The organism is Arthrobacter sp. MYb214 (assembly GCF_002979865.1).
Taxonomy (GTDB): domain Bacteria; phylum Actinomycetota; class Actinomycetes; order Actinomycetales; family Micrococcaceae; genus Glutamicibacter.
On sequence record NZ_PCPZ01000004.1, the window covers coordinates 258,427 to 273,388 of the forward strand.

Consider the following 14,962-nt stretch of genomic DNA (forward strand, 5'->3'; position numbering starts at 1 on the left):
CAACTACCCGACTATCCGCCGGCCGGTTAAAATCGTAACCCCGGCGAATTGCTTTGCCGGGGTTACTCGATCATCACTCGCACCTTCATGAGGTATTTACCACTGTAGGGTGCAAAGCTATGCCGGCGCTGAGCGCCAACTGCAGGTTTGGGGAATTGCTTCAACTCCATGAGGGCGGGCCGCAGGGCCGGCGGACTGCTGGACACGAGCAAAAAGGTTTTGGATACAGAAACTGGCACTGTCGCAAGACCGACAGTGCCAGTTTCTACGTCATCACTCGCACCTTCATGAGGTACTTAATACTCTAAGTTGGCATTCTGTGGATGCGGTAAGCATGCACTGCGCGTAGGCCATGGATCCCTGGAGGTGAACTAGATCTTCTCCGGGGCGGGCTTGGCCAGTGCCGGGATGCACAGGGCGATCAACCCCGCCAGCAAGGAGAGTCCCGCACCGAGCCACAGGGTCATGTGGAACCCGGCTTCGGAGGGCAGCACCGTGCCGTGGAAGTCGGTGGTCATCTGGGCCAAAACCAGGCCAATCACTGCCGCACCCGAGGTGGTACCCAGCGAACGCATCAGGGTGTTGAAGCCGTTGGCGGCACCGGTTTCGCTGCGTGGCACTGCGCCCATGATGATGGCTGGCATTGCGCCGTAGGCCAGGGCCACGCCAGAGTTGATGACCAGGCTGGTGATCAGCAGGCCCCAGAGGCTGCCCATGCCAATCTGGCCCACCGCGTAGCCAGCGGACATGATGAAAATACCCAGCACCAGGGTGAACTTTGGGCCCTTGGCGCTGGTCAGTCGACCGCCCACAGGGGAGAGGAAGAGCATCATCAGGCCGGCTGGAGCCATCCAGAGGCCGGCGGCCAGTACGCCCTGCCCCAGTCCGTAGCCTGCCTCGGTAGGCATCTGCAGGATCTGCGGCATCACCAGCGAGCTGGAATACATGCCGAAGCCCACGAAGATCGAGGCGATATTGGTCAACAGCACCCGGGGTATTGCGGCGGTGCGCAGGTCCACCAGCGGTGCACTGGTGCGTAGTTCCCATACTCCCCACAGCAGGAAGACGATGACCGCGCCGATCAGCAGGCTCAGTACCAGCGGGGAAGCCCAGCCCCAGGTGGAGCCCTTGGAAACGCCGAGCATCAGGGCGATCAAGCCGATGGCCAGGCCGATGGCACCAAGCCAATCGAAGCGGGTTTTCGCGCCGATGGTTGGAATTGCCGGAATGAACTTCAAGATCAGTGCGGCCACCACAACGGTAATCGCCGAACCGAAGAAGAACAGCACGCGCCAGGAAGAGAACTCGATCAGCGCTGCGGAGAGCGGCAGGCCGATCGCACCGCCCACACCAAGGGTGGCTGAAACCGTGGCGATGGCTGCCGGCAGATGCGCCTTATCCACGAGGTCGCGCAACATTGCGATACCCAGAGGGATCATGCCTGAACCAAAGCCTTGCAAGGCCCGGCCGATGATCATGACGGTGACATTTGGTGCCAGGGCACAGATGATTCCACCGAGGATCAGCGGGATGGCCAGGATCAGGATCATTCGGCGTTTGCCGAACATATCACCGAGACGACCGGAAATCGGCATCACTACGGCAGCTGCCAGCAGGGTCGCGGTGATGATCCATGCGGTGTTATCCGGTGAGGTGCTGAAGATTCCAGGCAGCTGGGGGATCAGTGGGGCAACCATCGTCTGGGTGAGCGATGAGGCGATGCCTGCCGTGGCGAGGATGCCGACGGCGAGTCCGGATTTCGGATGTCCGGTGGGGGTGGGGTTGGGCACAAGAGCCTTCCGGGATAAATGTGTAAGCTACATACTGTATGTATTTTACACATTGGAGAAGTTCGGAATGAAGCGCCATCTGGAACAGATCGAATACGAGCAGCTCATGCTCAGCCGCTACACCATCGCGCAGCAGCGCCAGTTCGGTGGTGTCGATCGCAGCGTGTACCTGCTGATGAGTCGCATTCAGGCCCAGGGTCCGCTGAGTATCGCGGAACTAAGCCACGGGCTGAGGTTGGACAACTCCACCCTGCAACGCCAGGTAACCCATGGAATCGACGATGGCTACCTAGAACGCATCGCAGATCCCGATGGCCATATTGCGCGTAAGATCACGCTGACCGACCTGGGGTTGGCGAAGCTGGAGCATGCCCGCGAAGTAACCCTCCATGCCCTGGATCGAATCCTGAATGAGTGGGAGGCTGAGGATGTTGAGCAGTTCGCCGGCTACCTGCAGCGCTTCAACGCTTCCATCGAGGAGTACCGCGACTCCCAGCGGGACTAATCACGAACTCGGTTAAAGAAAGATTCCCGCCGGGCAATATCCGACGGGAATCCTTACGATCATCACTCGCACCTTCAAGAGGTGTTCTAAACTCTAATGCCGCTTTCTGTGCCATTCCTTTGGCAGAGCTAGCTATTAGCGATGCACGTGAAAAGCATCTGCGAGCCAGACAAATGCACATAAGCAGGCCCCGAACTTCGCTCGAACTACAGTCAAAAGACCATAGGTGCAGGTCTCAAGAGTGCCTAGGCTGATGGGTATGACTTCAACCCAGCATTCGATGCCCTGCAAGGTGGCCATTGTGCCCGACTCCTTCAAGGGAAGTGCCCGCGCCAGCGGGGTAGCCGCGGCCTTGGCACGAGGCTTCAGCAAGGGTGCGGCTAGCCGGTCGCGGGCGGTCGAGATTACCGCGGTGCCCTTCGCCGACGGCGGCGAGGGAACCCTTGAAGCGCTGATCGACACCTGGGGGACCGAGGCGATCGCACTGGAGACCACCGACGCCTTGGGGCGCCCGGTCACCTCCCGGCTGGGGCTTTCGGCCGACGGGAAAATCGCGGTGGTGGAAGCGGCCGAAGCAGCCGGGTTGCCGCAGGTGAGCGACGTGCCACGGCAACCACTGGATGCCACTACCTATGGGTTGGGCACACTGGTATCTCACGCGCTGGACCTAGGGGTCGCCCGGATCATCCTGTGCCTAGGCGGTTCAGCAACCACCGATGGCGGAACGGGTTTGCTCAGCGCACTGGGCGCAAAATTCTTGGACGCCAACGGGGAGCAGCTTCCCGCAGGGGGCGGGGCACTGAACCAGCTGTCGCGGATCGACGTTTCGCAGCTGGATGCCCGGGCCGGGCAGGTTAACTGGCAAATCGCCTGCGATGTCACCAACCCGCTACTGGGCGCCAAGGGTGCGGCTGCGATCTTCGGTCCGCAAAAGGGCGCCAGTGAAAATGATGTCCAGATTCTGGATCAGGGGTTGGCGCAACTGGCCGATGTTTTGGAAGCCAATACCGGCCGGGCACTGCGTGAGCAGCCGGGCATGGGGGCTGCCGGCGGGATTGCGGTGAGCCTAGGGTCCTACTTCGAGGTGGAGCTGGTGCCGGGCTGGGATTTGGTGGCCAAGGTACTTGGTGCCCATGAAATTCTGGCCGACGCTGACCTGGTGATCACCGGTGAAGGCCGGCTGGATGCGCAATCCTTGGACGGCAAGGTAGTTTCCGGGGTGCTGCAGGCTGCCGGTGAACAGGCCGAGGTGATCGTGGTGGCCGGTTCGGTGCAGCTGTCCGATGAGCAGCTGGAGGCCTCGGGAATCCTGGCCGCGTACTCGATTGCGCCAGGTCCGGCCACGCTGGCAGAACTTTCAGCAAACACCATGGAGCTAGCCGAGCGCACAGCTTTCAGCGTGGCCCGAACCTTCCTGCGCTAGGCGCTAGAAAATATCCAGCTTGAGCAGGCCGGCATCCAGAATAATCTTGGCCGAAGCCTCATAGTGGGTTCGCAAGCGCGCAGCCAAGGCAGGTGCATCCCGATCAAGTGCCGCCTGCAGCATGGCCTCATGCTCGGCCTCAACATTTCGGTGCGTGGCACCCTGCGAAGCGGCCGCCCAACGCCGGTAGAGCAAGGTGGAATTGGCCAGGTTGGCCGACAGCTCAAGGATCGGCGGGCAGGCGCATGGAGCCAGCAGCAGCTGATGGAAATCGCGGTGCGCCTTACCCCATTCAGGGGTGAACTGCTCCGGGTTATCTTGTTGCCGGCGCGGTGCCTTGGACAGCCTGTAATGCGTGGCAATCAGCGCGGACTCCCACTCCAGATCCCCGCGGGTGATGGCCAGATTGACCGCCAATTCCTCGGTGACACAGCGCAGCTCGGTCTGATCCTGCAACTGCTGCAGGTTCAGCTCCGGTACGAAAAATCCACGGTTGGGGATCGCCGCCACCAAACCCTCACCGGAAAGCCGGGTGAGGGATTCGCGGATAACGGTGGTGCTGGTGGAAAAACGCTGGGCCAGATGCGGGGGAGCAAGGCGCTCGCCGGGCATCCACGCGCCATCAAGGATGGCTTCGCGGATGCCGGACAGGGCAGCTTCTGCTGGCCTAGCCACGAGTTCCTTGCTTGGCGGCACCGAAGGTGCGCAGCACGGTGGCCTTGGCGCTGAGCGCTTCCAGAAGTTGGTCGACCTCGCGTGCTGGTGCAATGCCTGCTACATAGTAGTCTGGACGCACCAGCAGTACGGTACCGGTGGCGGTATCGAAGACCCGGTTGATGTCCTTGGCCCTCACGCTATCGCCGTCCTGATTGGTGAAGACCAGCTGGGATCCGGCAGCCACCTCAATGGTGTTCCAGCCGGCCGACAGCAGCTCGTCGAGCATCACAGTGGCGCCATTGACCTCAAGGTTTGGCTGCGGAAGCATGCGACCGGCAAAGTTCTGGGCCAGGTGCGGAACCCCGGAAACCGGTGCGGCGACGGTGCCGGTGGTGTAGTGAGGCTGCTTGAGGAAGCGCATGCCGGTTAGCCAGCGGTTCAGCGGTGGGATGATGCGGGTGCTGGTGACCACGGCATCGCGCACGCGGGTGATCACGGGGTTGGTGTTCATCACTACCCAGCCGATGCGCTTGGAAAGCTTGACCATTTCCTCGGCATGCGGGCGACGCTCGGTTTCGTAGTCATTGATGAGCACTTCGCTTGCTTCACCCTTGATGACCGCGGCCAGGCGCCAGGCAGCACCCACGGCGTCGCGGATGCCGGCGTTCAGCCCCTGCCCGGCGAAGGGCGGCATCAGGTGCGCGGCGTCGCCGGCCAACAGGATGCGTCCCTTGCGGTAGGTGTCGGCGATGCGCTGGTGTGCGGTGTAGACCGCGGCGCGGCGTACGGAGACCACGTTGGTGTCCTGGAATGATGCGACCAGGGCGGTGATGGATTCGGGGGTGATCATCGCGTCGCCATCTTCGTGATCGAAGAGCATGAATTCATAGCGGCGGCGGCCACCGACCCCGGGGACCACTACGGCCGGGCGCTGCCCGTTGCAGTGGAAGGACGCGAAAGGTTCGGGGTTGCCGGGCACATCGAGCAGATCCACCACGATCCAGCGTTCGGTTTGGGTGGAACCCTGCAGGCCGATGCCCAGTTCGCGGCGGGTGAAGGAGCGACCGCCGTCGCAGGCAAGTACCCATTTGGCTTTGAACTCGAGGGCGGTTTCTTCGCCTTCTGCTACTGCGTAGGGGTTCTGCCCGGTGTCTGCTGCCTTGGAGCCGTTGAATCCGGTGGTGGCTTCGCCGGTGCGGGTGGCGTGCACGATCACGTGGTCGGCATGCTGTTCGATCCTGGTGGCCGCGGTGGCGTAGTGCAGGCCCAGGTTCTGGCGCAGTGTGGCGGCCTCGTAGAGCAGGCCTTCCATGATTGGCTGGTCGAACTGGCTCTTGCCGGGCTGGCCTAGGCGGGGTGTGCCGGGGCGAACGTCGGCAATGACCTTGCCGCCCAGGCCGAAGTAGCGGGCACCGGTGTCCATGAGCATCTGCGGTCCCAGCTCATCCATGATTCCCAGGTGCGCCATGACGCGCAGGGTTTCATCGGTGGCGCTGATGGCACGTGGCTCATCGCCACTGCCCGGGTTCTTCTCGATCAATGCAACCTGCAGGCCGGTATCTGCCAGCAGGTTGGCGGCGGTCAGGCCGGTGGGACCCGAGCCGATGACCAGGACGTCGATTTCATGAGACTGTGCCACTGCCCGCTACTTCCTTTGTGCTTCGTGTATTAACAGTGCGCGGCTGCGCGTCAGGCGGTGGCGCCGGCGGTGGCCTGTGCGCCGGCCAGCAGCGTAGCCTCGTCGGCCACGGTGTTGCGCAGGATGCCCAGGCCGGTGATCTCGACCTCGACGACGTCGCCGTGGTTGATTAGGCCCTCTGGACCGTAGAACAGGCCCACTCCGCCCGGGGTGCCGGTGACGATCACGTCGCCCGGGTTCAGCTGGGTGAAGCCGGTGACGTAGTTGATCAGGGTGGGGATGTCGAAGACCAGGTTGGATACCGGGGCGTTCTGGCGCACTTCGCCGTTTACGCGGGTTTCCAGTACGGCGGTGGTGATGTCGCCCAGATCGGCTGCGGGAACCAGGTACGGTCCGAAGCCGCCGGTGCCCGGGAAGTTCTTGCCCGGGATCCACTGGCTGGCGGCCTTCTGCCAGTCGCGCACCGAGAAGTCGTTGTAGCAGGCGTAGCCGGCGATGTGGTCCCAGGCGTCTTCCTTCTCCACGTGGAAGGCTTCCTTGGAGATGACCAGGGCCATTTCGCCCTCGTAGTCGAACTTGGTGGTGGAAGTCGGCTTGACCGCAGGAGCCAGGTGGCCCATCTGCGAGTCGGCGAAGCGGGTGAAGACGGTCGGTGCGGTCTGCCCGGTCTTGCCCGACTCTTCCTGGTGGGCCAGGTAGTTCACGCCGATGCAGATGATCTTGCCCGGGTTGGTCACCGAGGGCAGGAAGTCGATCTCGGCCTCGGCAATGGTTGGGGCGCCGGACAGGTCCAGCTGGGTGCCGAAGATGCCCTTTTCGATCGCGTCGCGGGTGTTGGCGGCCAGGTTCTTGCCGGTGGGGCCCAGGTCGTAGACGGTGCCGTCGATGGACACGCCCCAGGTTTCGGTGCCGTCAGCTGCCTTGAAGGATACGTACTGCATGGTGGTGCCTTTCGGGTGTTCTAGATGAAGGTTTTCAGTTCGGTGACAGTGGGAATGCCGAAGGTGCGGAAGTCCTCGGTGCGGCGGTTGGACCACATGTTCCACCAGTTCTCGTCTTCGCCCCAGACAATGGGATCGCGCTCATCGTCGTAGATCTGCTCCAAATCGGTGTAGAGCTCCACGACCGCGCCGGAGGTTTCCACGTAGTAGGCGGCGATATTGTGGCCGGCGCCGTGGCGGACCGGGCCCCAGATCAGTTCGCGGCCGGCCGCGCCCAGGCGGTCGCCGAGCTTGGCGAGGTCGCCGATCGACTGGACCTGCCAGGCATGGTGGTGGAAGGTGCCCTGGCCCTTGATCAGCGCGATGCCGTGGTGATCCGGGTTGCAGCGCATGAAGTAGGCGAAGTCATCCCCGATGACATCCGAGAGGCGGAAGTCGAAGATCCGGCGCAAAAATTCCATCATGCCGCGCACGTCGCGCGGGTGGAAGTTGATGTGGCCGTAGCGGTCCGGGCCGAAGGAAAGCAGGCCGCGGTCGTTGTGCTGCATGCCGGTGTAGACCTCGAAGATCCAGCCTTCGGGGCCGATGAACGAGAAGCCGTCCTGAACGCCGGCGGAGACCGGGGTTTCGGAGACGATTCTGAAGTTCTCGTTGGCTACGCGCTTGCGGATCTCGCGCAGCGCGTCGCCGTTCTGCGCGATCAGGCCCAGGGAGTGGATGCCGTTGACTTCGGACTCGACGTAGGTCAGCTCGTGGTGCACTGAGTTCGCTGCGAGGTAGGCCTCGTTGCCGGTGCGTTCGGTGACGCGCAGGCCGAGCAGCTGCGTGGCGTCGAAGATGGATCCTTCGATGTCATTGGTCTGGATGGACACGTGGCCCATTTCCCTGATTAATCCCCAAGCCATGGTGGATCCCTTCTGTAGCCGATAAAAATATTGTGATCTAAATAATTAGATTATTTGCATTAAGTTAGATTGTCTAGTGTTTTCGGAAAAAGACTCGCGCGCCTGCCCGAGCAGACCTGCTGGTCCGCAAGAATAGGCGCGCAAAGACTAGGCCAAAACCGGTCGCCTGGTGCTGAACGGACGCTGAATTTCTCGCTTGATCAGGCCTGTTTCATCCAGTGCTGTCAGCGATTGAGCACCCGTCTGGTGCACCGCAAGAGCGTTATTATCGCTGGTAGCTGCGGTTCCCAGGCGGATAAATGACCCTAGGGCATCACCCAGAACCTTCGCCGTTTGCTCGAAGAGCTCATCGGCCACGCCATCGAGCATCGGGGCATCCTGCCAGCGCTCACGGTTGCCAAAGAGGAACGGCAGCTCTAAGCAGTGGGCCGAACCAGCGTGAGGCAACGGGGAGCGAACCTCGAAGCCCAGGAGCTGCACCTGGATGCCGGCAGCGGCTGCCGCATCGGCCAATTCCACGGCATAGAGTTGAATCTGGTTCAGGCTCATCGCCCTAACCATGAGTGACTTGGCCGTTGCTTGCGGTTCTGCGGCAATCAGTGCGTCGAAGACTTCTTGCGGTTCATTGAAGTTCCCTGCAATAAACCCGCGCACACTATCGAGGGTGAATGCCTGCTCGGGGGCCATGCCAATGAAGGCACTTGCCTCATCGGCGGTGTAGGACAGCAATAGCTGCTTCACATGCAGGCGTTCGACTGCCCGCGCGGTATCAAAAAGATCCGCCGGAACGGACTCATCGGCACTCGGGTAGAGGCCCAAGCCGCGCCCGGCCCAAGCCTGGGCCAGTGCTGTGCCGGCAGCCAATAGCTGCTCGGAGCTGGCCTCGGCCAAGGCGGTGCCATTAAGCGCTTGGGCCATCACCGCATTGCGTTCCTGCGCCTGGGTTTCACCCATCGGGGGCTGGAAGGACAGCGAACCAACGTAGAGCCTGTCGAGCAGTCCACGGGCTGCCTCAAGCTGGGCCAATGCGAAGGCCCAGAAGGCACCTGCGGACTGGCCTGCCAGGGTGACTTCCTGCGGGTTGCCACCGAGCTCAGCAATATTGCGCTGTACCCATTCGAGCGCCAAGAGCAGTTCTTCGGGCGGCGTATTCCCGCCGCCCACCTGCTGGTTGTGGGCCAGCAATCCGATGCGGTAGTTGACCACGGCAACAACGCAGTTCTGCTTCTCGGCAAAGTCCTGCGCGTCGTACCAGCGCACGGTGCCGGCGCCGGAAACGAATCCGCCGCCGGGAAGGAAAACCATCACCGGAAGCCCTTCGGCATCAGCGGGTGCGAACACCGCAACCTGGAAAGCATCCTCGGACTGGGGCAGTTCCTGCAGTGCAGGACCTAGCAACCAATCCAGGGAACCTGGGGCCTGCGGGAAAATTGCCGGCTGCGCTGCGGTGAGTCCGGTTGCTTCACTGAGCTTGCCGAAGCGCCCGGCGCTGCGCTGCGCGTAGCTGTAAACCCCCATGCCTAGCGGATTTCCGTGTACTGCGACCGGTCGACCGCGCGGGTGATGTTCCAGTACTCGACGATCGGGTAAGGCCAGATCTGCGAGACGCGGCCGAACTTGTTCTTGTACCAGGTGTGCACCTCGGGGTGGCCCCAGGCCTTCTGCGCGTTGGCGGCATCGAGATCCGCCACGAACGCATCGAGCACCTCCTGCTTCAGGTCCAGTGCCTTGATGTCCTTGTCGAGCACGATGTTCAGTGCGTCCAGGATGTAGGTCAGGCCGTACTCGATCATCGAGAACAGCGAGCCGTTGACCACATGCCCGGTATTCGGCCCGGAAACGATGAACAGGTTCGGGAAGCCGGGCACTGTGGCCCCGGCATAGGCGGTGGCGTTGCCGCCCCAGTATTCGTGGATGTCCTTGCCCTCGCGGCCGGTGATGCGCAGCGGCTCGAGGAACTCGGAAGCCTGGAAGCCGGTGGCGTAGATGATGACGTCCAGCTCGTGCAGGGTGCCGTCGCCATCGATGATCCCGGCCTCGGTCATTTCGCTCATGCCCGAGGTGACCAGGGTGGTCTGCGGCTTCTTCAGGCTCTTGGCCCACACGCCGTTATCGCGCAGCATGCGCTTGCCGCCCACGATGTAGTCCGGGGTGACCTTGGCCAGCAAGTCCGGGCGATCGGCGTACTGCTCCTTGAGCATCTCGGTCAGCTGTTGGCGCACGCGCTCGTTGACCGCGGACACTGAACCGTCCTTGGTCCAGTTAGGATCCGCGGCGGTGGTGTGCTGGCGGCCCTCGACGCCCAGCCAGTGCTGCCAGAAGCGCAGCCACTGGCCGTACTGCGGCAGGTGCTCGACAAGCCAGGTCACCGATTCGGGCATGTCCTCGTAGTAGAACGGGGTAGGCAGCATCCAAGGGGAGGAGCGCTGGAAGATCTTGAGCTCTTCGACCTCATCCACGATGGCTGGGACGATCTGGTAGGCGCTGGCGCCGGTGCCGATGACGGCAACCTTCTTGCCCTTCAAATCGATGCCCGGCTTCCATTCGGCCGAATGCACGTGGACGCCGGCGAACGTGTCGTGGCCCGGGGTATCGGGGAACTTCGGGCGGTCCAGCTGGCCGACGGCGGTCAGGACGGCATTGAAGCGGCGTTCCTGGACTTCGCCGCCGTCCACGATCATGGACAGCACCCAGCGTCCGTCTTCTTCATCCCAGGTAGCCGAAAGCACCTCGGTGCCCATCTGGATGTTCTGCGTGATGCCGCCGCGTTCCGCGACGTCGCGGGTGTATTTGTGGATCTCGGGGCCTTCGGAGAACTGCTGGGGCCAGTCATCGCGCTGCGCGAAGGAAAATGAATAGGCGTAGTTGGGGGTATCGAGGCGCACGCCCGGGTAGGTGTTCTTCCACCAGGTACCGCCGACTTCGTGGCCCTTCTCGAAGACGGTGTAGTCCAGGCCGGCCTGCTTCAGCCGGTAAGCGGCGGCCATGCCGGCCACGCCCGAGCCGATGACTGCCACGGTGAAGTCGCGGGTGGGAGCAACCTGTTCCTTGGTGAAGGCCGGTGCGCCGCTCACTTCGGGAACCAATGCCATGTCGTGCTTGAGCATCTGGTGGTAATCGGTGGTGGCCTGGTTGGTGATCCAGTCCAGGATCGTGGTGGCCTGCTCGTCGTCCAGGGTCTCCACCGAGGTGATTTTTTCATCGCGGATCCGGCGCAGTGCTTGGAAGGCCAATTCGCGGGCCGCTTCCTGAGCTGCGGCGTCCATGCCACCGTGCGGCTGGCCCACGGTGTCAACCGGCGGCTGCGGTGGACGCAGCTCATCACGAAGGATCGAGTAATCGCCGGTTGCCGCGGCCAGGGCCACCATCAGTGGCGGCAGGTCGGTGCTTGCAACGATCTTGCGCAGCTGCTCGTCGCTTTCGGTGATAGCAGAGTAGTTTGCGCGCCAGTACAGGTCATCTACCTGTTTGGTGGCGGCGGTCTCGATCAGTGATTCGCTCATTGGTTACTCCTAGCAAGTCTTTTCGGGCCGTGCGCGACAGGGTCTGGCAGGCGCGTGATGTAACCAGTGTCACCTCTTGGTTATGCATAAGTCAACTAAAAATGTATTCTTTGCCGACTTTGGTATGATTTGTGTCATGGCGAAACGCACCGATTCAGAGACGATGTCAAAGCACATCCGCGACACCCTGCGCACCGATATCCTGGATGGGCGCTGGGAACCAGGTGCCCGGCTGCAGCTCACGCATCTTTCTGAGCATTACGAAACCTCCAGTACGGTCATTCGCGAAGCGTTGACCCGGCTGGTGGGGGACAAGCTCGTCACCCTTCGCCCCAACAAGGGCTTCTTTGTCCCGGAACTGTCGTTGGCCGACTTGAGCGACATCGTGGAGATGCGCTGCGTCAACGAGCAGCTGGCAATTTCGCTGGGCTTCGAACGTGCGCCATTGGAGTGGGAGAGCGAGCTGATGGCAGCGCACCACACCCTGGAGCGCACGCCGCGCCGTTCGGACGAAGACCCGGATAACCACACCCCGGCATGGAATCACGCGCATCAGAACTTCCATGACAAGCTCGTTGAGGCCTGTGGTGTTCCGCTGCTGACCGAGGTGACTCGCACCCTGTCTGACCTGATCCAGCTCTATGGACGCTGGGCCGGCCCGGCCACCCGTGACGCCAAGCGGGACCTGGACAAGGAGCATCGCGATATCCTCAACGCCGCCCTGGACCGCAATGCGGAACTGGCTGGCCAGCTATTGCGCGCGCACTACGAAACCACGCTCAGTGCGGTGAAAAACGGTGGCGAGGTCGGGCTAGCCTGCTTGCCGCACGTGAAGCTGCTCAAGTAGCCAGAACCTTCGTGGGCATTCCCACGCCCAGGCCCTGACCCGGATTGCTGCAGCGGGAACATCCCCGACTGGTTCCGGAGCCGGCGCAAGCGCAGTTTCCATCATGATGCTGCACGCATCCGGCCTCTCTCCCGGCAGTGTTTGGGCAACGCGGATGGCCGGCAAGCCTGTTTTGCGGCGCTATCAAGGCAAGAGCTGGGTCGCCGCTTTTCGCAGTGACCCAGCTTAAGAAGCCAGAATGGGAGTTCAGTAGCGTGAATGCTTTCGTTCAAGGAACTGATTGCGCAAGGAATTGATAGCCTGGAGTGCCTGGCCCTCGCCGGTGTACACCGATGAATACGGGCCCAAGGGCATACGCATGAATAACGTGCTTCCCGGCTTCACCAAGGAAGACCCGAGCGCGGTCCCTGAAGCATGGGTCCAGAAGATTCCATTGCGCCGTGCTGCCAGCGCCACCGAGATTGCCAAGGCCGTGCGCTTCTTGGCCAGCGACGAGTCAAGCTACATGACCGGACAGAACGTTCGCGTTGACGGTGGTTTTGCGCGCGGTCTCTAGCAGCGGCGTGGATGCGGATGCTGGCGGGAACGAAACTAGTGCCAGCAGGAGATTATTTCTTTTTGCCCGATGCCAGAGCCCGCTTTTTCAGTTGGCGGCGTTCGCGTGCATCTTCGATGAATAGCTCGCATACAAGGAGAACTGCGCCAGCGCCGACCATGATGAAAAATACTCGGATGCCTTCTGCCGGTGAATCAAAGATACTGCTCAGAAGTCCTGACATCAGAGCTGTTGGCACTGCGATCAGAATCAGAACCACGATAGCGATGAGGATCGCAAATGCACGCTTGGACAGGGACTGGAAGAAGTCTTTCACTTAACTGCTCCTCTGGCGCTCATGCGGGATTCGTCGGTTTGCATATGCTCAATACCAGTGTGATCACGATTGCGCGTTGTGCCCGATCTTCTCCACTTTATATCAATGGTTCATTAAATCAACGCATGTAAAAAATGTAATGTGCTGTACTTTCCTAGCATCTTCCGAGCTGGCGGGGGCGTATGCCCAATTCTCTGCCGATGCTAATTCCGGGGAAGAGCCATATGAAAATCCCCCCCCACTGCCTATTGCGGTGAGGGGATCATGCGTGGCTCAAGGAGCGGGCTTGGGGCTAGACGCTGGAGCGCTGATCGCGGAAGCGCGCAGGCCAGACGCCCTGTTTGCCAGGGGCCAGGATCCCCGCCGGATCCAGTGCATCCTTGATCTTCTCCTGCAGGCGGCGTGCTGCGTTGTCGTTGAAGTCGAAGCCGTCGGCAATGCGGTCCATGTAGTCCACGTGGCTGCGGTACGGTGCGTAGCCGCGGGCGCGGGCCGCATCGAGCAGCTCGGAGTACAGGGCGCGCGCACGGGCGAGCATCTCCTGGTTGCCGCGCTCGAAGAAGATCATGGTCACGTGAACCATATGCCGGGGGTACAGGTGGTACCCGATGTACAGGTCGAAGCCGTGCTTCGCGTAGAGCTTCTTGGCTTCCTGGTAGAACTCGGCCACGAGTTCGCCGCGGGCCGGGATGATCGGCGCCGCGTCGATGTGTCCGCCGTTTTCAGCGGCCCAGCCCACGGTGGACAGCGGCTTCAAGGTCGGGACGCCGGCCATCTGGGTGCGGTCCTGGGCGGCGATGTCCTCATGCTGCAAGGCCAAGCCTTCTTCTCCCGAGTAGAACCGGGCGTCAACGCGGGCACCGGGGATCACGCTGATCCTGTCCTTGACGATTTGCAGGCGGCGTTCGCACAGTTCGCGGTCGCCGTAGAAGGCGAACTTGCAGTTCCACTGGCCAATGCCGAATTCCTGGCGCATTTCTTCCAGGCGCCAGTCGGGAATGGAACCTTCGCCATCCCAGAAGTCGGCGCGCGATCCGCGCATGGTTGCCGCGCGCACCACATTGCCGCAGAGGGCATTGTTCTGGATGATTTCCTCGCGGCGCAAGGTGGTGAGGATGTCGATCAGTTGCGGCAGGTGCGCCTCGTCGTCGACGAAAATATCGCCATTGACGTAGGTGTGCGGTGCCGGCATCAGCCACAGTCCGACCTGGGTAACCACGCCGTAGTTGGACTGGGTGAACAGTCCGTCCAAGGTCGGGCCGAAGCCGCCCTGGAAGATCGGGCCCAGCTCGGTGCCGTCCATCGCGCCCATGCCGGTGCGGACCAGATCGCCGTCGGGCATGACCACTTCCATGCCGCACAAGGACTTCACGTGGTCGCCCAGCGGGGTCATGCCGTAGCCGCGGTCGAGCATATTGCCCATGACCGAGCCCCAGCCCAAGGCCGGAACCGACATCCAGACCTTCAGGCCGCGTTCCTTGATGTATTCGAAGAGATCGAAGAAGGTGACGCCGGGCTCCACCACGGCGTAGCACAGCCGGTCATCGACCGCGATGATGCGGTTCATGCGGCTCAAATCCAGCGCCACCATCCCGGTATCGCGTGGTTCGGGGCCGCCATAGCCCAGGTTCTTGCCGCAGGAGAAGGTCCACAACGGTACCTCGTGCTCGGTGGCCAGCTTGACGATGGCCTGCACTTCCTCGGTGCTGGCCGGGCGGATGCCGGGCCAAGGGGTACGGCCCGGGTTCAGCGGGTAGGGATCCAAGTAGCCCTCGGAATCTCCCAAGGAAACAACGTTTTCTGCGCCAACGATTTCCTTGGCTGCCTCAAGAAATTCTTCACGACGATCCATGATTCACCCTTCCACTGGCCATCGGCGA

At 62.0% G+C, this 14,962-nt stretch carries 13 protein-coding genes; 4 read left to right on the forward strand and 9 right to left on the reverse strand.

Annotated elements, in window-relative coordinates; genetic code table 11:
* Window positions 1-371: 371 nt before the first annotated feature.
* Window positions 372-1,790 (reverse strand): MFS transporter, encoded by a 1,419-nt coding sequence (locus tag CQ012_RS12030; protein WP_286134661.1) that lies wholly within the window; start codon window positions 1,788-1,790, stop codon window positions 372-374.
* Between the two features lie 67 nt (window positions 1,791-1,857).
* Between CQ012_RS12030 and CQ012_RS12035 the strand changes: the two genes are divergently transcribed.
* Together CQ012_RS12035 and CQ012_RS12040 are read left to right on the forward strand one after the other, a co-directional pair.
* Window positions 1,858-2,295, forward strand: coding sequence for a MarR family winged helix-turn-helix transcriptional regulator (locus tag CQ012_RS12035; protein WP_105656474.1), 438 nt, complete (start codon window positions 1,858-1,860; stop codon window positions 2,293-2,295).
* A 259-nt stretch (window positions 2,296-2,554) separates the two neighbouring features.
* Complete coding sequence (locus CQ012_RS12040) at window positions 2,555-3,718, forward strand: glycerate kinase (RefSeq protein WP_181148782.1); 1,164 nt, start codon at window positions 2,555-2,557, stop codon at window positions 3,716-3,718.
* A 3-nt stretch (window positions 3,719-3,721) separates the two neighbouring features.
* Here the strand turns inward: CQ012_RS12040 and CQ012_RS12045 are convergent, their stop codons facing one another.
* The 6 genes from CQ012_RS12045 to CQ012_RS12070 all read right to left on the reverse strand — a co-directional run bounded on the left by CQ012_RS12045 (window position 3,722) and on the right by CQ012_RS12070 (window position 11,363).
* Window positions 3,722-4,393 (reverse strand): GntR family transcriptional regulator, encoded by a 672-nt coding sequence (locus tag CQ012_RS12045; RefSeq protein ID WP_105662279.1) that lies wholly within the window; start codon window positions 4,391-4,393, stop codon window positions 3,722-3,724.
* A complete protein-coding gene (locus CQ012_RS12050) occupies window positions 4,386-6,014 on the reverse strand; it encodes an FAD-dependent monooxygenase (RefSeq protein ID WP_105662280.1) in 1,629 nt (542 codons plus the stop codon). Before CQ012_RS12050 ends, CQ012_RS12045 begins: the two co-directional genes overlap by 8 nt.
* Window positions 6,015-6,064: 50 nt before the next feature.
* Entirely contained in the window at window positions 6,065-6,955 is an 891-nt protein-coding gene (locus CQ012_RS12055) for a fumarylacetoacetate hydrolase family protein (RefSeq protein ID WP_105656470.1), read from the reverse strand.
* A 20-nt stretch (window positions 6,956-6,975) separates the two neighbouring features.
* On the reverse strand, window positions 6,976-7,860 hold the full coding sequence (locus tag CQ012_RS12060; protein ID WP_105656469.1) for a VOC family protein: 885 nt from the start codon (window positions 7,858-7,860) through the stop codon (window positions 6,976-6,978).
* A gap of 147 nt (window positions 7,861-8,007) precedes the next feature.
* A complete protein-coding gene (locus CQ012_RS12065) occupies window positions 8,008-9,378 on the reverse strand; it encodes a carboxylesterase family protein (RefSeq protein ID WP_105662281.1) in 1,371 nt (456 codons plus the stop codon).
* A gap of 2 nt (window positions 9,379-9,380) precedes the next feature.
* Window positions 9,381-11,363: a flavin-containing monooxygenase gene (locus CQ012_RS12070; protein WP_105662282.1), complete on the reverse strand. Its 1,983-nt coding sequence runs from the start codon at window positions 11,361-11,363 to the stop codon at window positions 9,381-9,383.
* A 136-nt stretch (window positions 11,364-11,499) separates the two neighbouring features.
* Between CQ012_RS12070 and CQ012_RS12075 the strand changes: the two genes are divergently transcribed.
* Complete coding sequence (locus CQ012_RS12075) at window positions 11,500-12,210, forward strand: GntR family transcriptional regulator (RefSeq protein WP_166650759.1); 711 nt, start codon at window positions 11,500-11,502, stop codon at window positions 12,208-12,210.
* 280 nt (window positions 12,211-12,490) lie between these two features.
* Window positions 12,491-12,766, forward strand: a complete 276-nt coding sequence (locus tag CQ012_RS12080; protein ID WP_208294246.1) for an SDR family oxidoreductase — start codon at window positions 12,491-12,493, stop codon at window positions 12,764-12,766.
* 52 nt (window positions 12,767-12,818) lie between these two features.
* Here the strand turns inward: CQ012_RS12080 and CQ012_RS12085 are convergent, their stop codons facing one another.
* Entirely contained in the window at window positions 12,819-13,082 is a 264-nt protein-coding gene (locus CQ012_RS12085) for a hypothetical protein (RefSeq protein WP_105662284.1), read from the reverse strand.
* 292 nt (window positions 13,083-13,374) lie between these two features.
* On the reverse strand, window positions 13,375-14,934 hold the full coding sequence (locus CQ012_RS12090) for an FAD-binding oxidoreductase (RefSeq protein ID WP_105662285.1): 1,560 nt from the start codon (window positions 14,932-14,934) through the stop codon (window positions 13,375-13,377).
* Window positions 14,935-14,962 lie beyond the last annotated feature (28 nt).